A 20,085-nucleotide genomic window follows, 5' to 3' on the forward strand; every position below is an offset into this window, starting at 1 on the left:
TCCTACGAACGATACAACCGGTCGGTTTACTTCCAGGGGATTCGGAGCATCCGCGGGATTACGGTGTCGTCACGAAATGACAAACGAAGGCGACCGTGGAAGCGCTGGTCCGATTGACCGGGACTGCCCAGGCGTTCGAGAATGAGTACGCGCCGACCCGCAAACACGCAGTTCGTCGGCGTGGAGGCACGAAATGAACATCGACAAACGATTGATGGTGCTGGCAGCCGTCCCCTCGGCGTTCGGACTCATGATGCCGGCCGTTGCCCAGGGTCAGGAAGCGGTTCCAGCAGCTGTGGTTCAGCAGGTCCAACAGCCCGGTCCGGGCTACCCGTTCGGAGTTCCGGGTTGCAACGACTACATCGACCCGTGGGAGGATTCGGTGCCCGAGGGCGGGCAACCGCATTACGACCGGCTCGACCAATGGTGTGAAAATTGGCAAGGTGACGACGATCCGGGCGAGGGTGACCTCGGCGACGTACCGGAGGACGGTGTCCAACCCGACGACGATGGTGGGGGCACGATCTACATGAACTGACCTGTGAATGCGGTCTTCGGGGCTTGGCTCGGCCCGGCGCATGCTCGTGCGCCCGCGTCAGTTGTCCTTGTGCTGCCGAACGGGCTTGCGGCGGCGTGCACGCATGGTTGCGATGCGGACACGGTCTCGTGCGCGCCGGAGTACCTGCCGCATGGGCCGGACGCGGGGAGTGGGATCGCGCTCCTCGACAGGGATTTCGAATTTCTCGACGCGCGGCGGCCCGTCGCCTTCCCACCAGAAGGGTTCGACCAGATGCTCGATCATCGGAAGTGATTCCTCGACCGAATTCTGCCCCCAGCGCACCGCCCGGTCCATCGCCCGCGGCGACGGCGCCAGGTTCAGGGCGGACAAGGTGGGCCGGAACCGGACGATGCGGTCCGCGAACGGTGCGTTGCGCACCATCTGAATGCGGACTGCCTGCGTGATCGGCTGCAGGAAAAGGTGTTTCGGTCCCCACTGCGGGTGAAAGCAGTCCCACGCGTAATAGCAGGCGTTGCGCGTGCCGAGCCGGCCGTCCTGGACACGGCGCCACGCCATTTCGACGGGGACGTTGCCGGCGGCGAAGCCGTCGAACAGTGCGGCGATGTCCTTCTGTTCGAACAGTTCGTCGAGTATGGGGACCATGTTCGGGTCGTTGGTCTCGTGGTGCAGTACACCGGGGATGGATGCGGAGAAGCTTGCCGCGTCGACCACGTTGAGGTGGGAGGTGAGCTCGTCGGACCCGAGGATGATGGGCTTGACCAGTTGGCGGTCGAGGAAGGCGGAGGCCTGCCAGATCCCGAGCCCCACCTGGCGGCCGAGACCGGCTCCGGTCTTCGGGAGTGCCCGCATCCGCGACGACGCGTTCTCTTGGCTCCGTAGCCGTGCGGGTAGGCGGTCGAAGGATTGATTGCGCACACCGGCGACGACGGTTTCGAACGGAATCGACAGATCCGCGAGCGTCATCGGGGAGCCGTCTTCGCAGCGGAAGAGGTCGTCGGCGAAGTCGTCGAACGTCAGGGAGAAGACTCCGCCCAGCCCGTGCCGTCGGCTGCCGATCCGTGCCGGGCCGAGAATGCCGCCGAAGTTGACCGTCTTCGCCCATTGGATGTATTCGTCCACCGGGACGGGGAGGGTGCGGGCGGTGACGCTGCCGACCACCGCGCCGATCGACGTGGTGAGGATGTAGGCGGGCGTCATCCCCTTGTCGAGGAGGCTCTTCATGCCACCGAGGTACACGTAACCGGCCCCGCCGCCACCACCGAGTGAGCAGACCAGCGCCTTGTAGCACACCTCGGAGTCGAGTTCGACCAGCGAGAAGTCGGAGCCGTGGCGTTCGCTGACCGCGCGACGCTCTTCTTCCAGCGGTTCCACGAGGTGGGGAAGGATCGCCTTTGCCGCAACGAGTCGTTTCTCGAGGTCCTTTTCACCTCGAAGTGGGTCGTGGAGCTCGTCCACCACTCGTTGCCGGAATCCCGCGATTTCGCGTTCGATATCGATGTCGCCGCGGCCCCTGCTGCCGTCCGGACCTGCGGCGCCCGGCTCGAAGACGGTGAGGCGGGCGAAGCTGATGATGTAGCGCAGTCGGCGGTACTCCTCGCGGCTCAGCACCTCAGGATGGGCGAGATCGGCCCTGACCAGTGCGGATTCCATGCGTTGGAGTGCGAGGACCTCGTCCCGGTCGGCCAGTTCCGACAGGTCGACGTGGCCCTGGTCGGCCAGTTCCTGTTCGAACTCGGCATCCAGGTCTGCGGACTCCAGGTCGAGGTCGACCTCGAGGAGATCCTGAGTGTCGTCGTACGAATGTGCCTTCACGGTGACAGTCTGCCGCACAGTGATGCTCGCGACGACCTCCGGGTGACCTCGCTCACTCCACGAAAAGTGCTACGGCGCTTCGTGGAATGTCGGTGTCGTGACGTCGACGGAACATTTCTGCAGGTCGTCCGCTGCCGGCGGTCGAGAGTTCTCCGGTCGGCTCGAGGGTGCCCATCATCTGCCTGCGGAACGAATCCTTGGGCAGCGGGCGTCCGTACACGGTTTCGTAGAGGCGCCGGAGTTCGAGGACGGTGAAGGTTTCGCCGAGGAGGTGGTCGGGGTCCGGATGCCGCCCGTAGCGTTCACGCAGCTCGTCGACGGCGAGGGTCACCATGTCGTAGTGGTCGAATGCCAGGTTCTTCACGTCAGGGCCGTCGCAGGGCAAGAGCATCGTGTTCGTGGGGAGTTGGTCTGACGGGACGGTCGTTCCGTGTGCCATCGACACCACCCAACCTCGGTCGTCCCGGTGCGGATCGTCGAACATGTGCAGTTGATGCAGGGCAGCGCCTTCCACGCCTGCCTTGTCGCGCAGTGCGCGGGTCGCGGCGTCGGTCAGGTTTTCGCCCTGGTGCAGAAAGGTGCCGGGCAGTGCGGGTTTCCCTGATCGGTGGGGGACTGCCAGCACTTTCAGTGTTTCGTCGTCCACCGTCAGCACCGCCACATCGACCGCGACGGAGGGGCGAGGGTAGTCGGTCAGGCGCATTCCGTTCGAGTTCGTCCACGTCACTCTTGCATATTAGCGCGATATTGATCTAATGTTTAGCGCAGAAACGATCTAACGAAAATCGGAGGGGCTATGAGATTGACGCGGCAGCAGACTGCGCGCGCGGCAGGAGTTCTGCTCGCCACCGCGGCAGGGGATGCGCTCGGTGCGGGCTACGAATTCACCCACCCCACGCCGGAGACGGTCATCGACATGATCGGCGGCGGTCCCTTCCATTTCGCTCCGGGAGAATGGACCGACGACACGTCCATGGCGGTAGCGATCGCTGAGGTTGCCGCAGAGGGTGTGGATCTCCGGTCGACGGAGGGACTCGACGCCGTGGCCGCCCAGTTTCTGCGGTGGTACGACTCGCAACCGAACGACATCGGCAACCAGACGCGTGCGGTGTTGTCGGCGCGCTGCGCTACCGGTGCGCAGATGCAGGAACAGGCGCGCAGTCTCACCGGGCGCAAGGGCGGCAACGGTTCGTTGATGCGCACGGCTCCGGTGGCGTTGGGTTACCTCGACGACGAGCAGGGATGTATCGACGCCGCCATCGCGATCGGCGCACTCACGCACGACGACACTCGGGCCGCTCAGGCGTGCGCACTGTGGTCGTACGCCATCCGGCATGCCGTGCTGCACGGAAACTTCGACGGAGTGCGCCGCTACCTCGAGATCGCCGGGGACGATGCGGCCGCCTTCTGGGGACCTCTGCTCGATCAGGCAGAAACCGGAACGCCCGCGGACTTCGCGAACAACGGCTGGGTGGTGCACGCATTGCAGACCGCGTGGTGGGCGATCACCGGCGCGGACGACGGCGGCCCCGAGCATTTGCCTGCCGCACTCGAACGCGCCGTTCGTGCCGGACACGACACCGATACGACGGCCGCCATCGCGGGCGGATTGTTGGGCGCCTGCTGGGGTGTCTCGGCGGTGCCTGCGCAATGGCAACGAAAGCTGCACGGGTGGCCCGGACTCGGCGCCCGTGACCTGCTCCGGCTCGCTGTTCGGTCGGCGGGTGGCGACGAGACGGATATCGGCAATGGGAATGTGATGGGAGAGCGGTCATGATCATCGACGTAGTGGAAGGTGACATCACGCGTGTGCGCGCCGATGCCATCGTCAACGCTGCCAACTCGAGCTTGCTCGGTGGCGGGGGAGTCGACGGTGCGATTCACCGTGTGGGCGGGCCGGACATCTTGGCCGAGTGCAAGACACTGCGCGCGACGTCGCTGCCGCACGGCTTGGCAGAGGGTGCGGCCGTGGCAACGACGGCGGGTCGACTGCCGGCGCGGTGGGTGATTCACACCGTCGGACCGAAGTTCTCCAGTCGTGAGGACCGGTCGGCGATTCTGCGGTCGGCGTACACCTCGAGCTTGGCGGTGGCGGACTCTGTGGGCGCGACGACGGTCGCGTTCCCACTGGTGTCCGGTGGTGCCTTCGGCTGGCCGGTCGGCACCGCAGTTCAGGTGGCGGTTGCCGCACTGAAGAGTGCATCCACGCGGGTGCAGGTGGTCACGTTGGTGGCGTTCGATCACAGTGTCGCGCAGATGATGCGGCGAGAGGCGGGTTAGACAGGCCGTCCCGCGCTACGGTGAGTTGGACCGAAGGAGACCACAGCATGGCCACTTTTGTTCTGCTTCCCGGCGCGGGCTCGGATTCGTTCTACTGGCACCGGGTGACTCCGATGTTGTCGAACAACGGGCACAGCGTGGTGACGGTGGATCTGCCCTACTCACAGAAGGGCGTCGGGCAGTACGAGTTCGCCGATCTCGTCGTCACGGCCGTGGCCGGCGCCGCGCAGCCGCTGGTGCTGGTTGCTCAGTCGATGTCCGCCTTCACGGCCGCGATCGTGTGCGAGAAGGTTCATGTGGATCTACTGGTTCTCGTCGCACCGATGTTGCCGGCTCCCGGGGAATCTCCCGGGCAGTGGTGGGAGAACACCGGTCAAACGGAGGCGCGGCGCGCTGCCGACATCGAGGAAGGGCGCGACCCCGACGCACCGATGGACCCGCGTCCGCTGTTCTTCCACGATGTACCCGAGGACATCATCGGGGAGATCTTCCGACGCGAAGAGGTCGCCATGTCGGATACGTCATTCGAGACGGTCTGGATGGCGGAGCAGTGGCCCGACGTGCCGATCCGTGTCGTTGCAGGCCAGTTCGACCGACTCTTTCCGCTCGGGTTCTTACAAGCCTTGTCCCGGGAGCGCATCGGGGTGGAACCGGATGTGGTGGAGGCAGGTCACCTGATCGCATTGTCCCGCCCGGAGCAGTTGGCCTCCCTCCTCGAGGAATACGTCATCGAGCTGCCGGGTTGATCGACCCGATGACTGCGACGGAAACCCCGACACGAGCCGGCCGAATAGCTCTGCGCATTGCCAATTTTCGGGAGGCATCGGACGACGACAAATTGTCGGCGGGATTTCTGCTCGCTGCCACCCTCGTCGCTCTGGTGTGGGCGAACGTGGGTGATTCGTACCTGTCCTTCTGGCACACGCCGCTCACCGTTTCTGTCGGCGACTACAGCATCGCGCTCGACCTGAAACATTGGGTCAACGACGCGCTGATGACATTGTTCTTCTTCGTCGTCGGACTCGAGGTGAAGCGTGAGCTCACCCTCGGCGAACTCACCGACAGGTCCCGGGCCGCTGTTCCCCTCGTCGCGGCTATCGCCGGCCTCGCGGTTCCGGCGGGGTTGTTTCTGTTGCTCAACCCCACCGGGGAGGAAGCCGGTGCCTGGGGCGTCGTGGTCTCCACGGACACCGCATTCGTGTTGGGTGCGTTGGCGCTGGTCGGCCCACGCTGCTCCGCGCGTGTGCGGGTGTTCCTGCTGACCCTTGCCGTCGCGGACGACATCGGGGCGCTTGCGATCATCGCCGTGTTCTACACCGACGATCTGCGGCTCGGGCCGCTGCTGCTGGGCGCCGTCGGCCTGCTGCTGATCGTGCAGTTGCGGCGGCTGCAGGTATGGCGCGGTGTCGGGTATTTCGTGGTGGCGGTGGGGACGTGGCTGGCGTTCTACGAGTCGGGAGTGCACCCGACGCTTGCCGGTGTGCTGATCGCACTTCTTCTTCCGGTGTATCCACCGCGTCGCAGCGACGTCGAGCGTGTCGATGAACTGACCCGTGCGTTCCGTCAATCACCAAACTCCGATTACGCGCGGGCGGCGCAATTGGGGGTTCTGCGTGCGGTGTCGGTCAACGAACGACTGCTGCGGCTCTATCAGCCGTACACGGCGTTTCTGGTGGTTCCGATCTTCGCGCTGGCCAACGCGGGTGTGGTGATCACCCCGGATGCGCTTGCGAATGCGGCCACGTCCACGCTGGCCTGGGGTGTGGTGCTCGGCCTGGTGGTGGGCAAGCTGGTCGGTATCACCGGCGCGACGGCGCTGTTCACGCGGTTTCGTCCGGGCAGCCTGCCACCGGGCTTCACGCTCTCGCAGGTAGCCGGGGGTGGGGCCCTGGCCGGCATCGGGTTCACCATTTCGCTGTTCATCGTCGACCTCGCGGTCGAGTCGCCCGAACTTGCCAACGAGGCGCGGGTGGGTGTGTTGGTGGCTGCCGTGATCGCGACCGCGCTCGGGTGGGTGCTGTTCCGAGTCTCCGAGCGGATGCATCCGCCGACCGAGCAGGTGGGTACGCGGCTGCTGCGTCCGGTCGACCCAGATCGTGACCACATCCGCGGGCACCGCGATGCGCCACTGACCCTCGTCGAATACAGCGACTTCGAGTGCCCCTTCTGCAGCAAGGCGACCGGCAGCATCCGCGACGTTCACGCCCATTTCGGTGACGAGTTGCGCTACGTGTTCCGGCACCTGCCGCTCGACGAGGTGCACCCGCACGCCCGGCTTGCTGCACAGGCCAGTGAGGCCGCGCACGAACAAGGGCGCTTCTGGGACATGCACGATCACCTGTTCGGGAACAGTGAGGCTCTGTCCGAAGCCGAAATCTACGGTCACGCGGCACGGTTGGGCCTGGACATGGACCGATTCGAGGAAGCGATGCGTGTGGGTGTGCATCATCACCGGATAGAGGACGACGAACTGGATGCGCAGGCCAGCGAGTTTCGTGGAACCCCCACTTTCTACCTGGGTGCGAGCGGATCGGACCTGGTGCGCCACGTCGGCCCGCACGATGCTGCCACGCTGATTCGCACGTTGGAAGCCGCGCGCGAGTAGCAGCTTTCGAGGGGCGCATCGTGCCGGCAGGCCGAACAGCATCGTGCCGGCTGGCCGAACAATGGTGTCGTCGTTCGTCTCGCTGGGTCCAAATTCGTTCTCGTGGATCTCGCGCCGCTAACTCACGGGTACGCCTGGTCGATGAACGGTCAGGCAGCTGTCTCAGCCAGTACGGCGGATTGCAGCCCTATCGATCGACGCAAACCGGAGGTACCGACATGGAACTGACAGCGCTCCTCGAGATGGTGATCGCACTACTCGAGGTTATGGGCCCGATGATGGGCGAAGGCGGCAGCATGGGCGGTGGCATGGGTGGCGGCATGGGCTCGCTCGGCGGCCTGTCGTAACCCACCCCCCTGCGCGAATGGGACATCCGTCCGTACTGACGGGACGGATGTTCCATTCGTGCGGTGTGAGAGGGGTCAGCGGACGGGCATCGGGGCGGGGATCGGTGGACTCGGCGGCGGTTGGGCAGGTGGTCGTGGAGTCGGCGACGGGGGCGCAGTCTGCACGTTCGGGACCACGGCGGTCGGCTGTTCGTTGCCGGTGGTGATGTTGAAGTCGCCGACGACCACTCCGCCGAAGTCGAAACTTGTCCGGTAGACGACGACAAGAGTGCCGTCGGCACCCGTGAAAATCGTGTTGTCCGCGACCACATTGCTGAGGTCGGCGCGGCGAAGGTGCGCGTCGGTGAAATCGGCGCCGGAGATGTCGGAGCCGTGGAAGTTGGCGCGCTCGAGGTTGGCGTAGCGCAGGTTCGCCCCACGCAGATCGCGGTAGCGCAGGTCTGCGCCCGGGCAACTGGTGTGCTCGGCCGGTGTGGGGTTCGGAACGATCTCACAGCCGTTGACGACCCGCAGCCCGACGTCCTCCGGCGGGGTGGCGAAAGCGGTGCCTGCACCGGTCAGGCCGAGTGCCGCAACAGACGTTGCCATCAGAACACCACGAAATGCTGGCCTCATGCCAACATGATGGCGGAAATGCCCGAAATCCGTGCTGATTCGGCGAATTCGTCGAACGTCAGCGAGATCCCGGCACGCTCGCGAACACCGCCGGGTCGCGGCCCGGAACCTGGGCGACCTGCTTGCGGGTGACGAGGTGCCGCAGATGTGCGGCAGCTTCCGCGAGGGCCATGTGCTTGCCGAGCGGAGAGATCTCGTTCCACGGTTTGTACCACTTCATCCGCTCGGCGACCTGCCACACGGTCAACTCGTCGTCGCCGAACGCGCTGTGCAGGTGCGCAAGTCGGTCTTCGTGGTGTCCGATGAGTTCGGTGGCACGCGCAGGTATGTCGTCGATGGGAATTCCGTGGGCACCCAAACCTCGCGTGACACCCATCTTCTGCACGAGGCGCAGGGAGTCGAGGAATTCGGCGAGACCGTCGCGTTCCTCCAGCGGGTAGGTGAAGGCGCCGACGTGCGGGGTGGTCTTCTGCAGCACGTGGTCGCCGGTGAACATCACGTCCGCGGCTTCGAGGTAGAAGCACACGTGGCCCGGCGTGTGGCCGGGGGTGTGGACGACGCGCAGATCACGGCCGGTCAACGTGACGCGCTGATCGTCGGTAAGGATGCGATCGGGCTTCGACGCCGTGGTGGTCGGCGACTGCGGTGCGTCCACCCGCTCGTACGCCGCGACGTCGGATGTTCCGGCGCCGGCATTGGTGAGGTTCTGTCGATGAAAGTGCCAGAACGCCTCGTCACGTGCTGTCGTCATCTCGTCGAACTGGGAGAAGTCGTCTTCGTGCATGGCGATCCAGGCGCCGGAAGCTTCGCGTACTCGTCCACAGAGGCCCACGTGATCTGGGTGGAAGTGGGTGAGCACCACGCCCTCGACGTCCTGCACCGAATAGCCGATCTCGTTCAAACCGGTGGTGAGTCCGCCCCAGGCGTTGTCGTCGTCCCACCCGGCGTCGACCAGCACCAATCCCTTGGGGGATTCCATGGCGTAGACGAGGGTGTGACCCAGCGGGTTGTCGGTGATCGGGACGGGAATCTGAAATATGCCGTCGCCGATCGGTGCCGCACCGTTCATCCGTTTACCTCATTCACCCGTTATTAGAACGTATTCTATTTCTATCATGGGTACTCCGGCGCGGACGAAATGTCGAGTTCCGGCGGCGGCGCGATGTCACGGGATGTCGTTGCGCTTGCCCCATTCGATGGCGGGGCAGGTGTCCATCACCATGGCGAGTCCGGCGTCGGTGGTGCGGCGGAACGCGTCCTCGTCGATCACTCCGAGTTGGAACCAGACGGCCTTGGCGCCGGTTGCGACCGCCTGATCTGCGAACTCCCCAGCGGCGTCCGACTGGCGGAACACGTCGACCACGTCGACCGGAAACGGGACGTCTGCAAGGGTGGCGTATCCAGGCTCGCCGAGAACTGTCGGCGCGCTCGGGTGAATGGGCACGATGCGCTTTCCGCGCTGCTGTAGTAGGGCCGCTATCTCGTATGCGGTGCGGTCCGGGTTTCCGGACAGGCCCACCACGGCCCAGGTCTTGCAGTCGTCGAGCATGAGGTTGATCGCGTCCAGGTTCTGCCAGTCCTGCTTGCTGGTGCTCATGTGCTCGAACCTACTCCTTGTGAAACGTATCGATAATCGATAGCCTATCGATTATCGATACGTTCTACGGGAGGGTTCGAGATGTTCGGTTCGGCTGACAAGGCATCGACCGTCGTCGATGTGAGCGCAAAGGATCGTCGTGATCTGTGGGCATCGATCGTGGTCTTCGCCGGGCTGGCCGCCGTGGTGATCGTTCGATACGTCTGGATGCTGTCCGAGCAATTGGGAAGCGGAACCATCTCCGCACGTCTGCAGATGTCCGGTAACAGTGTTCAGGCCATCACCTCGCCCAGCGGGGCGGAAATGCAGGTGGGGTCGGTGGTGTCCCTGGAGATACCTACCGCCGATCTTTCGTCGGCGACCGTGGCGTACCTGCGGGTCGCTGATCTTCTGGAAGCTCTTGGTTACCTTGCGGTGCTGGTACTTCTGACGATGCTGGTGGTGCGGTTCATGCGGGGCGGCATCTTCGAATCGCGCTCGGCGAAACTGGTCAATGCGGCCGCGCTCGGCGCCTTGCTGGCGATCCTCGTCCCCGCGCTACCCCGCACCATCGGTGGCAACCTGGTGGTTCGCGACCTGGGGTGGGATCCCAGCGATGTGGATGCGGCAGCGCTCAGTGCCGAATTCTGGCCGATCTACGTGTTCTGCATGGCGTTCTCGGCGGTGGCCGTGATCGTGAAGATCGGCGGACGCATGGCCCGCGACCAGGAGGGTCTCGTCTGATGCCTCCCGAGGAAGTGGGCGATCACGCCGTGCGGTGTCACCTCGACGAGCTGCTTTCGGACCGTGGCATGACGCTGGCGCGCCTGTCGGAGCTGGTCGGCGTGAGCGTCGCGAACCTGTCGGTGCTCAAGAACGGTCGGGCACGAGCGGTGCGGTTCTCCACGCTGACCGCACTGTGCCGAGTGCTCGAATGCGACGTCGGAGACCTGTTCAGCGTCGTCGGTCATCCGTGACTCGGGCCCGCACCCCGGCGAATGTCACATCCGTTCGCGCGAGCTGAACGTGTGTGACATTCGCCGAGGAGGGGGGAGGGGGAGGAGATCAGGGGCGGTCGGCCTTGATGAAGTCGGCGCAGCGTTCGCCGACCATCATTACGGTGATGTTGGGGTTCACCGTGGTGTGTTCGGGGAATACGGAAGCGTCGGCGACGCGCAGTCCTTCCACGCCCTTCACCCGCAGCTGTGGGTCGAGGGGCGACATGTTGTCCGTGGTCGAACCCATCCGGCAGGTGCCGACGGGGTGGTAAACGGTGTTGTGGGTGTTGCTGATGTATTCGGCGAGCTCTTCCTCGGTCTGCACATCCTTTCCGGGGAACAGTTCTTCGCCCGCCCACTCGGCCATCGCCGGCTGCGACACGATGTCACGCGCACGGCGGATACCCGCGATCATGATGCGCATGTCGTAACCGTCGGGGTCGGTGAAGTACCGCGGATCGACGCGCGGCTTGTCGCGGAAATCCCTCGAACGCAGCGACACCGAGCCGCGTGACTTGGCGTGGGTGACGTTGGGGGTGAGGCAGAACGAGTTCTCGTCGGTGGGGTAGCCCTGTCGCATGGTGTGCATGTCGAACGGCACGGAGCCGTAGTGCATCATCAGGTCGGGCCGGTCGAGTCCGTCGTCGATGGTGTCGAAGATGCCGATTTCCCACCACTGGGTGGAAGTTTCGACCATCGGTTTCTTGGCCACCCACGAGATGACGCCCTCCGGATGATCCTGCAGATGGGCGCCGACGCCGGGGGAGTCGACGAGCACACCGATGCCGTGCTCACGTAGATGCACGGTCGGGCCGATGCCGGAGAGCATCAGCAGTTTCGGGGTGTCGATGGCGCCGGCGGACACGACGACCTCGCCCTTCGCACGGATCGTCTGGGTGCGGCCGAACTGGTTGTCCACCACGTCGACGCCCAGGCAGCGATTGCCGTCGAACACCAATTCCTTGGCGCGCAGACCGGTCAGCAAGGTGAAGTTCTCGCGTTCGGAAATCGGGTGAATGTACGACACGGACGACGACGAACGGGTGCCGTCGGCGCGGCGGTTGATCTGGAAGAAGTTGGCGCCGTTCTTGACCGTGTCACCGGTGTTGAACTTGGTGGTGGGCAGCCCCGCTTCGGCGCAGGCCTCGAGCAGCTTGACGCCGCACGGGTCGGCAGGGGGAATGTTCATCAGGTGAACGGGGCCGCTGTCGCCGTGGTGCGGGGCGTTCGGCCCGGCGTCCTCGTTGGTTTCGAGGCGTTTGACCACCGGCCACACGGTGTCCTTGTTCCAGCCCTCGGCGCCGTGTTCGGATTCCCAGCCGTTCATGTCCTCGGCGGGCGGCCAGAACGCGATGCAGGAGTTGTGCGACGAGCAGCCGCCCATCACCTTGGCGCGCGCGTGTCTCATGAAGGAGTTGCCGTTCTCCTGCGGCTCGATGGGATAGTCCCAGTCGTAACCGGATTCGAGCAGTTCCATCCAGCGCGCGAGTTCGAGCACCTCGGGGATGCCGCGGTCGTCGGGTCCGGCCTCGATCAGCGCGACGGTGATGGATGGATCCTCGGAGAGCCGTGCGGCGCAGGCAGCACCCGCTGACCCGCCGCCGATCACCACATAGTCGAAGGTGCGGTCGTCGGTACTCATCGGGTGTCCTCCTACGTGTCGTTGCTGAACCAGCCGGTGACTGCGGGCGCGATGTTCTGGTAGACGTGCTTGGATTCGCGGTATTCGTCCAGGCCGGTGGGGCCGAGCTCGCGGCCCACGCCGGACTGGCCGTACCCACCCCATTCTGCCTGGGGAAGGTACGGGTGGAAATCGTTGATCCAGATGGTTCCGTGCCGCAGCCGGTTCGCCACCCGTTGCGCCTTACCTGCGTCCTGGGTCCACACCGCGCCGGCCAATCCGTAGGTGGTGTCGTTGGCGATGCGGACGGCGTCGTCCTCGTCGGTGAAGGTTTCGATGGTGACGGTGGGGCCGAACGCCTCGTCGATCACGACGGACATGCCCTGACGCACCTGATCGAGGATCGTCGGCTTGTAGTAGTAGCCCTGGTCCAGGTCGGTGGAGCCGGATGTGCCGGTGGCGAACTCGCCGCCCGTGCGAAGGCGGGCCCCTTCGGCGACCCCCGCCTTGACGTAGGCGTGCACCTTGTCGCGGTGTGCAGCGGAGATCAGGGGACCGGTCTCGGCGTTGTCGTCGAACGGGCCGCCGATGCGGATCTTCTCGGCGCGGGCCACGAGTGCGTCGGTGAACTTGTCGGCGATGCTGTCCTGCACCACGATGCGGGCGCCCGCCGAACACACCTGGCCGGAGTGGACGAACGCACCGTTGAGGGCGTTGTCGACGGCGGCGTCGAAGTCTGCGTCGGCGAAGATGACGTTGGGGTTCTTCCCACCGAGTTCGAGGGCCACCTTCTTGACGGTCGCGGCGGCGGCTGTGGCCACCACCTTGCCGGTGACGAGTCCACCGGTGAAGGACACCAGGTCGACGTCCGGGTGTTCGGACAGGGGGGCGCCTGCCTCGGGACCCGATCCGGTGACGAGGTTCGCCACCCCGGCCGGCAGACCGAGTTCGTCGAGTACCTGCATGACGAGGATCGCGGTGTGCGGGGTGAGCTCGGCCGGTTTCAGGACGAATGTGCAGCCCGCGGCCAGCGCGGGCCCGATCTTCCAGGCGGCTTGCAGCAGCGGGTAGTTCCAGGGGGTGATCATCCCGCACACACCCACCGGCTCGTACTGGATGCGGCTGACCACGGTGTCCGTGCCGGCGTCGACGAGTCGGCCGGCGTCCTGTGCGGCAGCACGGCCGAAGTATTCGAAGCAGGCGATGATGTCGTCCATGTCGATCTCGGATTCGACGAGACGCTTACCGGTGTCGAGGGATTCGGCGCGGGCGAATTCGGCTTTGCGTGCACGCACTTGGTCGGCCAGCTTCAGCAGCAGGGCGCCACGGTCGGCGGCGGGGACGAAGGACCAGCGTCCGTCGTCGAACGCCGTCCGGGCTGCGGCGATCGCCCGTTCGGTGTCAGCGCGGGTGGCCTCACTGACCGTGCCGACTCTCTCCCGGTCGGCAGGGCATTCGATGTCGCGCGTGCCGCCGTCTGCGGCCGCGTGCCAGGTGCCGTCGATGAACAGGGTTTGTGCGGTCATGCTTCCTCTTTTCCGGAGTTGCTGCCGGCTGGGGTGCTTCCGTTGCCGCCGATGGCCTCGAAGTCGTGCGACCAGTCGATGGTCGGTGCGGTGTTCACTGCGGTGGAGTCGGCATCCTTGCTGCGGTGCAAGAACTCGAGGTGGCGTTCGTAGTGGTCGAGGATGTTGCTGATGAGCTGTTCCTTGGTGAAGCCGAACACATCGAAACCGTTGCTGCCGTCGGCGGAGAACACCTCGAGCCGGAAGAATTTGGCCTCGGTTGTCTGTGCGCCTTGGCCGTAGCTCGGGGTGTGATGCCCGGTCGGATACACCTGATAGTGGAACGGGCGCTCGCCGTCGAACGGAACATCGAGGTGGTAGCTGTGGATGCCGCAGGATTCGACGAGCTGCTCGCCCACCGTGGCGACACGACCTGCGCTGCTCAGTTCGTCGGCGACCTCGCGCAGCGCGGGCCCGACCACCGTCGTGGCGTATCGGTCTGTGCCGTGGGCGCTGGGGAAGCGCACGGATCGTTCGATGCGTTGGCGCCAATGCAAGGTGGTGCCGCCCGAGGCGCGGTTGGACAGGGCGTTCGGCAGCGACCGTCGCAGCGAATCCGCCCAGTTCCGTTCCACTTGCAAGGCTTTGAACAGGCCGAGCATGAGGAACACGATGACCACCGCGAACGGCAGACCCATGATGATGGTGGCGTTCTGCAGGGTGCTGATACCGCCGATCATCAGCATCGCCAGGGTCAGCAGGCCGGTGGCGACCGCCCAGAAGATGCGTACCCAGGTGGCGCCGTCCGATTCGTTGTCGCTCATCTTGGAGCTGAAATGCGACATGACGAGCGCACCGGAGTCGGCGCTGGTGACGTAGAACAGCAGTCCGGTGAAGGTGGCGATCACGGCCAGCGCCGGTGCCCCCGGGTATTGCTCGAGCAGGGCGTAGAAGGCGCGTTCCGGGGAGGAGACGGCGGTCTCCCCGAATTCGGAGTTGCCGCCGCGCACCACGTCGATGGCGCTGTTACCGAAGATCGAGATCCACACCAGGATGAACAGGAACGGCACGGTCAAGGTGCCGACGACGAACTGGCGGATGGTGCGCCCGCGGGAGATGCGGGCCAGGAACAGACCCACGAACGGTGCCCACGCGATCCACCAGGCCCAGAAGAACAGCGTCCACGCGGACATCCACTCGTCGGGGCGGTCGTAGGCGAAGGTGTGCAGCGTCATTTCGGGGAAGCGGCTGCCGAAGTCGCCCAGGTTCTGCACCATGGCATCCATCAGGAAGGCCGTGGAGCCGGCGATGAGTATGAACAGCATCAGCCCGATCGCGAGGATGACGTTGAGTTCGGACAGGCGGCGCACACCCTTGTCGACACCGGATACGGCCGAGGCCATGGCGATGATCACGGCGATCGCGATCAGGCCGGCTTGCGCTGCCGTCCCTTCGGGGATCCCGATGAGGTCGCTCAGACCCACGTTGAGCTGGGCGACACCGATGCCCAGACTGGTGGCGAGACCGAATATCGCGCCGAGGAGGGCGGCGATGTCCACGGCGTTGCCGAGCGGCCCGTCCACTTTCTTCCCGAATACGGGGTACAGCGCGGATCGGATGCTCAGTGGCAGGTTGTGCCGGTAGGCGAAGTATCCCAGCGCCATGCCCATCAGGGCGTACAGTGCCCAGCCGATGATGCCGTAATGGAACAGGGTCCACACCAGCGCCTGCCGGGCGGCCTCGGTGTTGCTGCCGTCGCCGGCCGGGGGCTGCAAGTATTGGGTGACCGGTTCGGCGACCGAGAAGAACATGAGGTCGATGCCGATGCCGGCAGCGAAGAGCATTGCCGTCCAGGAGAACAGTCCGAACACCGGTTTGGAGTGATCCGGGCCGAGTTTCACCTTGCCGACGCTGGACAACGCTGCCCACACGACGAACCCGAGCACCACGGTGACGAGGAGGATGTAGAACCAGCCGAGGTCTCGTGCGATCCAGGTGACCGCGGATCCGATCACCCGGTCGGCGCCGTCCTGGTCGAGGAACGCCCACACGATGATTCCGATGATCCCGACGCTCGAACCGATGAACACCGGCCAATTGACCGAAGCCGAGGGCGCGGGCTTGGCATCGAGGCTCTGTTCTGGGGTGGTGTTCGGTTCTCTCGATTTCGGTTCCATGCACATCCTCGGTCGATCATCGATCTTTCAGCCAATTGACACTATCACCGCAAATGCATCGCGAGGCCGTACCGGAGAATTGGACATCCCACCAGATGGTGCAGGTCAAAGGTGTGTTAACGAGGGTGGGGTTTCGCCATCGACGCGGCACGATCCGTCGTGGGCGGACTCACACAGCGAGGTGTCGTTGCCGGTCGGGTCCTTACTGATCGGGGAGATCGTCGAACAGGTTCGGCTCCTCGTCGGCCTCGAACAATGTCGGTTGCGGTGGCGGCAGCCGACGTTTGACGACGTCGGCCGGTGGGGCAGCCGGGCGTCTACTGCTCGGCTGCTTCGTCTCCTTGGGAAAGGCACCGCCGAGACTTCGTGGGAAGTCCTTGTCGGCGCCGAGGATGATTCGAATGAGCCACTGGGTGGCGTCGTTGAGATGCTGCGGTACGAACGGATCTGCGGGCAGGTCACAGGTGGCGTCGAGGCGATCGCCAGTGACAGTGGCCCGAAAGTACGGCCAGCGCCCGTTCAGATCCGCTGCGATCTCTGCAGCACGGGTGCGGTTGGTGATGTCGCGTACCAGCGGAACATGGATGCGGATGCCGGGCTGCTGGGAGTCCGCCCAGAAGTGAGCGTCGGTGAATTCCAGGTGCATCACCACGTCGCCGTCGTCGTCCCGGGAGTAGTAGGCCTCGAAGTTGTCTTCGAGGGTCTGCTCGATCAAGTCCTGCAGGTGCGCGACGTCGCGTGGGGCGATCGGGGCACGCATGTCGGGTGTCGGTGACTCCAACGGCGGGCATACCGTCGGCAGCTCGAGGTCGTCTGCGTCGAAGGATGGGGCGGTGTACGTCAGGAACGTGGGGTGCGGAACGCCCCACACCTCACGGAACACGCCGACACTCATGACGGCCAGTCGGTCCGCCCACGAGACAGGCAGGTCCACCCAGAACGCGGGTGATCCGAGGCTGAGATCGTCTTCCGGGGTGCACGTGGGACGATTCCAGCCCAGGTCGACCAGGTGTAATTCGTCGGTGTCGGTGAGTGCTCGAGGGCCCGTTAGATAGTGATTGGACGGCACCTCACAACGCACCATGTCTGAGTCCCAGGCGAGGAACTGCACGCCCCGTGGCGGCAGATCGTCTGCGGCATCGGTCTCGAAGGTCGAGTCGACGGTCAGCAGATCACCCTCGTGCATGTCGGCGACGTGATCGGCCAACAGCGTTCGGAACTGATCCCAGGCGCGGTCGACGCTGCGGTCGTACTCGAATGCGTCCTCGGCGGACATGGTGTACCCCCAATGGTGATGGAGCCGGAAACCCCGATCCGGCCGCTGCTTCGCGTGGTGACTGCAACATAGCGGCCGGTACCGACAGGAATGCTGTATTGCGCGGTGTTATCGTGTCTCGGTCTCTCGGGGCGGGTTTGGGAGGAAGCGAAATTCGGAGGGGGAATTCATGCTCGATCAGGATCCGCGGCGCGCGGCGCAGCAACTCGAAGACTGGGCAACCGGTCTCGAGGCGAAAGCGCAGAAGTATCAGATCCTGCACACGCAGATGGCATCGACAAACGTCACCCTTACGTCCCGCGACGGGCACGTGACGGTGACCATCGACGGCAATGGCGTGCCTACCGATATCCGACTCGAGAGCAGCTCGCGAGGGGTCGAGCCGAGCGTGCTGTCGAGTGAGGTGATGGCGTGCCTGCGTCAGGCGCAGGCGATACTGAGTCAGAAGGTGACCGGTCTCGTGCAGGACACGGTCGGTGACGACCAAGCGGGCAAAGATATTGCCGACCAGTATGCGCAGCGGTTCCCGGACCTGGACGCCGAGCCTGTCGGGGAACCTCAAAGTGACGACGAGTACTTCGAGAACGGTTCGTTCCTGCGTCCAGACGAGGGCCGGCGATGAGGGCCGGCGGTGAGAGCCTCGAGGTCAACGTCGAGGAGATCCGTTCGCATGCAAAGTGTGTCGACGACATCGGCTCCCGCGTCGGACAGGCCGCAGATGCTGCGGCGCACGTCGCATCCCTCGACGATGCGTACGGAGTCTTCTGCCAGTCTTTCGGGGCAATGCTGAAGGAACCTCAGCAGAGGGGTGTGGAGGCTATTCGGTCCAGTCACACTGCGTTGCAGTCGATGAGCGACAAGCTCGGGTCGTGCAGTGACGCCTACGAAAAGGCCGACGAAGCGTTCAGTGCCTCGCTCCAGGGCATCCTCGAACAGGTTGATGCTATGACGGCGGTGCGTCAGGGTGGTGGTCGCTGATGAGTATTGATGCGGTCACGACGAATCCCCTTGTGGAGCAAGGTAGCGACAAGCGCAACAACTACGAGGATGGCCTTCTCAATGACAGTAACCTCGGTCTGCCGGGCGAAGGCGGTACCGGCGCTCTAGCAGGTATCACCGCGTTCGAGGCCGGGTGGCAGTTGGGGAACGGAATCGCAGAGGGTGATTTCGGGGCGGCCGCCTCCGGCGCGCTCGGTGCGGGACTCGACATAGCGATGGTGGCCTCGGATCCGATTGGTTACGTTGCTGGGCAGTGCATCACGTGGATGCTCGACCACATCGAACCCGCGCGAGAGGCGTTGGACAGTGTTGCCGGAAACCCGGCAATGGTGAAGGCGTATGCGCAGTCCTGGACCAACGTCGAGGAAGCCTTGATGGCCGTCCATGGCGACATGACAGCGGCGGTTAGTTCCGGAACTCCTGGCTGGTCTGGTGCTGCTTCCGATGCCTACCGCGCACACGCGGCGCGCGTTGCTGATATCACCGGCGGTGCTGCTGGTGCTGCCCACGGAATCGCGAAACTGACCGACGGGATGTCCGAGATCGTCGGTGGTGTCAGGACCGCGATTCGAGATCTGCTGGCGATGATTGCTGGAGCCCTGGTGTCGTGGACTGCGAAGATTCTCTTTACGGCAGGTGTGGGCACACCTTTGGTTGTCGCCGACGCGGTAGCACGCATCGCTCAGGTTGTCCGGACTGCGGGGCGTCACCTCGACGACTTGGCTGACAAACTCTTCGATGCCAAAAACTTCATGGTTCTGCTGCGCGACCTCTTCGACGGCCTGTACAGAGCGAACCAAGAACTACAGGCAGAATGAGAGTCTGACTCGATGTCCCTACTTCCACTCGACCCACCCGGAGTCGACGAGCCGGCTGCCGTGCCCGAGGTGCAGGTGGCATGGTCGCGAGTGAGGCGTCTGCTCATGGCTGCGTTCGTGTGGTGCCCCGCGATTGTCGTCATGCTGTCGGCTGTTGCCGTCGTTCCTGTCTGGGCGGGTAATGGTGCGACAGAGTGGTCCTGGGTGCCGGCGGTTGGCGCTGCGGCCATCGCGGCAGTGGGAGCCCTGTGGATCAGGCGAAACGGCACAATGAACCCGGGCCGGTGGCCGACCACGTCTTTTCTGGTGATGGTTGTGCAAGCCATGTTCGGGCTGATCGGTGCAACTGCCGTAGTCGCTGCCAGCAGCGACGACAAGGGGTTGACCTGGATTCTGGGTGCCGCATTTCTGGGCGCAGCGGCAGCAGTTCTGACTGGTTCGGCCCTTGCCTTCTCTGCGATGCGCACGATTCGACCGCCAAGAATCTCGGCATGGGGGGAAACCAGTTTCGAGGTCGACTTCGGAGTTCGGTACTCGGGTAGGCCGGCGCGCCGGCCGATGGGTACAGGTAGCGCAGGAATTCAGGTGCTGATCATGTCCGTGTCAACTGAGTCGATCGGTCTGTCGGTAACGAGTCCTGGATATGTGGGTGCACTCACGGGCCCGGACGAGGGCACGTACAGGGACTTCCCGCTCCGCGATATTCGCGATTGCCGATCGGTGATGCTGGGCGAAGAAGTGTTGTCGCAGCCTTGGATCACCCTTCGATCCGGTACGCCGATTTGGGCGGTGCCGGGGGAGGCGATTTGGATTCAAGGCCAGGGCGGAGAATTCGTCATCCCGGTGGAGAACGCGGAAATGGTCGCCGATTTGATCAGACGACGGGTTCGTCGCGCAGCGCGCGCACAACCAAGCCATCAGCGTGACATGAGGTGA

General features: G+C 64.6%; 21 protein-coding genes. 12 read left to right on the top strand and 9 right to left on the bottom strand.

Features of this window, described 5'->3' with window-relative positions; translation table 11 throughout:
- The first annotated feature begins 193 nt into the window (after positions 1 to 193).
- Positions 194 to 538 carry a hypothetical protein gene (locus ACZI8Q_RS06540; RefSeq protein ID WP_463372699.1) on the top strand — a complete coding sequence of 115 codons (345 nt, stop codon included), beginning with the start codon at positions 194 to 196 and terminating at the stop codon, positions 536 to 538.
- Between the two features lie 57 nt (positions 539 to 595).
- Here ACZI8Q_RS06540 and ACZI8Q_RS06545 read toward each other — a convergent pair whose 3' ends face one another.
- On the bottom strand, positions 596 to 2,332 hold the full coding sequence (locus tag ACZI8Q_RS06545; protein WP_463372700.1) for a patatin-like phospholipase family protein: 1,737 nt from the start codon (positions 2,330 to 2,332) through the stop codon (positions 596 to 598).
- A gap of 52 nt (positions 2,333 to 2,384) precedes the next feature.
- Positions 2,385 to 3,035, bottom strand: coding sequence for an NUDIX hydrolase (locus ACZI8Q_RS06550; RefSeq protein ID WP_463372848.1), 651 nt, complete (start codon positions 3,033 to 3,035; stop codon positions 2,385 to 2,387).
- 93 nt (positions 3,036 to 3,128) lie between these two features.
- Between ACZI8Q_RS06550 and ACZI8Q_RS06555 the strand changes: the two genes are divergently transcribed.
- The 5 genes from ACZI8Q_RS06555 to ACZI8Q_RS06575 all read left to right on the top strand — a co-directional run bounded on the left by ACZI8Q_RS06555 (position 3,129) and on the right by ACZI8Q_RS06575 (position 7,564).
- Complete coding sequence (locus ACZI8Q_RS06555) at positions 3,129 to 4,109, top strand: ADP-ribosylglycohydrolase family protein (protein WP_463372701.1); 981 nt, start codon at positions 3,129 to 3,131, stop codon at positions 4,107 to 4,109.
- A complete protein-coding gene (locus ACZI8Q_RS06560; RefSeq protein WP_463372702.1) occupies positions 4,106 to 4,612 on the top strand; it encodes an O-acetyl-ADP-ribose deacetylase in 507 nt (168 codons plus the stop codon). The genes ACZI8Q_RS06555 and ACZI8Q_RS06560 overlap by 4 nt, the downstream gene beginning before the upstream one ends.
- A gap of 47 nt (positions 4,613 to 4,659) precedes the next feature.
- Positions 4,660 to 5,358, top strand: a complete 699-nt coding sequence (locus tag ACZI8Q_RS06565; protein ID WP_463372703.1) for an alpha/beta fold hydrolase — start codon at positions 4,660 to 4,662, stop codon at positions 5,356 to 5,358.
- An 8-nt stretch (positions 5,359 to 5,366) separates the two neighbouring features.
- Entirely contained in the window at positions 5,367 to 7,217 is a 1,851-nt protein-coding gene (gene nhaA, locus ACZI8Q_RS06570; protein WP_463372704.1) for a Na+/H+ antiporter NhaA, read from the top strand.
- Positions 7,218 to 7,435: 218 nt separating this feature from the next.
- Positions 7,436 to 7,564, top strand: a complete 129-nt coding sequence (locus ACZI8Q_RS06575) for a hypothetical protein (protein WP_463372705.1) — start codon at positions 7,436 to 7,438, stop codon at positions 7,562 to 7,564.
- A 75-nt stretch (positions 7,565 to 7,639) separates the two neighbouring features.
- On the opposite strand, the gene ACZI8Q_RS06580 is transcribed toward ACZI8Q_RS06575, so the two are convergent.
- The 3 genes from ACZI8Q_RS06580 to ACZI8Q_RS06590 form a co-directional block, all read right to left on the bottom strand.
- A complete protein-coding gene (locus ACZI8Q_RS06580) occupies positions 7,640 to 8,179 on the bottom strand; it encodes a pentapeptide repeat-containing protein (RefSeq protein ID WP_463372706.1) in 540 nt (179 codons plus the stop codon).
- Positions 8,180 to 8,237: 58 nt separating this feature from the next.
- A complete protein-coding gene (locus ACZI8Q_RS06585) occupies positions 8,238 to 9,248 on the bottom strand; it encodes an MBL fold metallo-hydrolase (RefSeq protein ID WP_463372707.1) in 1,011 nt (336 codons plus the stop codon).
- A 96-nt stretch (positions 9,249 to 9,344) separates the two neighbouring features.
- Complete coding sequence (locus ACZI8Q_RS06590; protein WP_463372708.1) at positions 9,345 to 9,776, bottom strand: CoA-binding protein; 432 nt, start codon at positions 9,774 to 9,776, stop codon at positions 9,345 to 9,347.
- A gap of 81 nt (positions 9,777 to 9,857) precedes the next feature.
- Here ACZI8Q_RS06590 and ACZI8Q_RS06595 point away from each other — a divergent pair, with 81 nt between their 5' ends.
- Positions 9,858 to 10,499, top strand: a complete 642-nt coding sequence (locus ACZI8Q_RS06595) for a hypothetical protein (protein WP_463372709.1) — start codon at positions 9,858 to 9,860, stop codon at positions 10,497 to 10,499.
- Positions 10,499 to 10,732: a helix-turn-helix domain-containing protein gene (locus ACZI8Q_RS06600; RefSeq protein WP_463372710.1), complete on the top strand. Its 234-nt coding sequence runs from the start codon at positions 10,499 to 10,501 to the stop codon at positions 10,730 to 10,732. Before ACZI8Q_RS06595 ends, ACZI8Q_RS06600 begins: the two co-directional genes overlap by 1 nt.
- Before the next feature lie 88 nt (positions 10,733 to 10,820).
- On the opposite strand, the gene ACZI8Q_RS06605 is transcribed toward ACZI8Q_RS06600, so the two are convergent.
- From ACZI8Q_RS06605 to ACZI8Q_RS06620, 4 genes are all read right to left on the bottom strand, one after another.
- Positions 10,821 to 12,395 (bottom strand): GMC family oxidoreductase, encoded by a 1,575-nt coding sequence (locus ACZI8Q_RS06605; RefSeq protein WP_463372711.1) that lies wholly within the window; start codon positions 12,393 to 12,395, stop codon positions 10,821 to 10,823.
- Positions 12,396 to 12,406: 11 nt separating this feature from the next.
- The gene (locus ACZI8Q_RS06610) at positions 12,407 to 13,900 is read right to left on the bottom strand and encodes an aldehyde dehydrogenase family protein (RefSeq protein ID WP_463372712.1); all 1,494 of its coding nucleotides are present in this window, start codon (positions 13,898 to 13,900) and stop codon (positions 12,407 to 12,409) included.
- Entirely contained in the window at positions 13,897 to 16,056 is a 2,160-nt protein-coding gene (gene betT / locus ACZI8Q_RS06615; RefSeq protein ID WP_463372713.1) for a choline BCCT transporter BetT, read from the bottom strand. The genes ACZI8Q_RS06610 and betT overlap by 4 nt, the downstream gene beginning before the upstream one ends.
- Positions 16,057 to 16,258: 202 nt before the next feature.
- Positions 16,259 to 17,332 carry a TY-Chap domain-containing protein gene (locus ACZI8Q_RS06620; RefSeq protein WP_463372714.1) on the bottom strand — a complete coding sequence of 358 codons (1,074 nt, stop codon included), beginning with the start codon at positions 17,330 to 17,332 and terminating at the stop codon, positions 16,259 to 16,261.
- Positions 17,333 to 17,501: 169 nt separating this feature from the next.
- Between ACZI8Q_RS06620 and ACZI8Q_RS06625 the strand changes: the two genes are divergently transcribed.
- Genes ACZI8Q_RS06625 through ACZI8Q_RS06640 form a run of 4 tightly spaced genes read left to right on the top strand, consistent with a single transcriptional unit; the run spans position 17,502 to position 20,085 of the window.
- On the top strand, positions 17,502 to 17,954 hold the full coding sequence (locus ACZI8Q_RS06625) for a YbaB/EbfC family nucleoid-associated protein (RefSeq protein ID WP_463372715.1): 453 nt from the start codon (positions 17,502 to 17,504) through the stop codon (positions 17,952 to 17,954).
- On the top strand, positions 17,951 to 18,310 hold the full coding sequence (locus ACZI8Q_RS06630) for a type VII secretion target (RefSeq protein WP_463372716.1): 360 nt from the start codon (positions 17,951 to 17,953) through the stop codon (positions 18,308 to 18,310). The genes ACZI8Q_RS06625 and ACZI8Q_RS06630 overlap by 4 nt, the downstream gene beginning before the upstream one ends.
- Positions 18,310 to 19,149 carry a hypothetical protein gene (locus ACZI8Q_RS06635; RefSeq protein ID WP_463372717.1) on the top strand — a complete coding sequence of 280 codons (840 nt, stop codon included), beginning with the start codon at positions 18,310 to 18,312 and terminating at the stop codon, positions 19,147 to 19,149. Before ACZI8Q_RS06630 ends, ACZI8Q_RS06635 begins: the two co-directional genes overlap by 1 nt.
- 12 nt (positions 19,150 to 19,161) lie before the next feature.
- On the top strand, positions 19,162 to 20,085 hold the full coding sequence (locus ACZI8Q_RS06640) for a hypothetical protein (protein ID WP_463372718.1): 924 nt from the start codon (positions 19,162 to 19,164) through the stop codon (positions 20,083 to 20,085).

The organism is Rhodococcus quanlei, assembly GCF_055231015.1.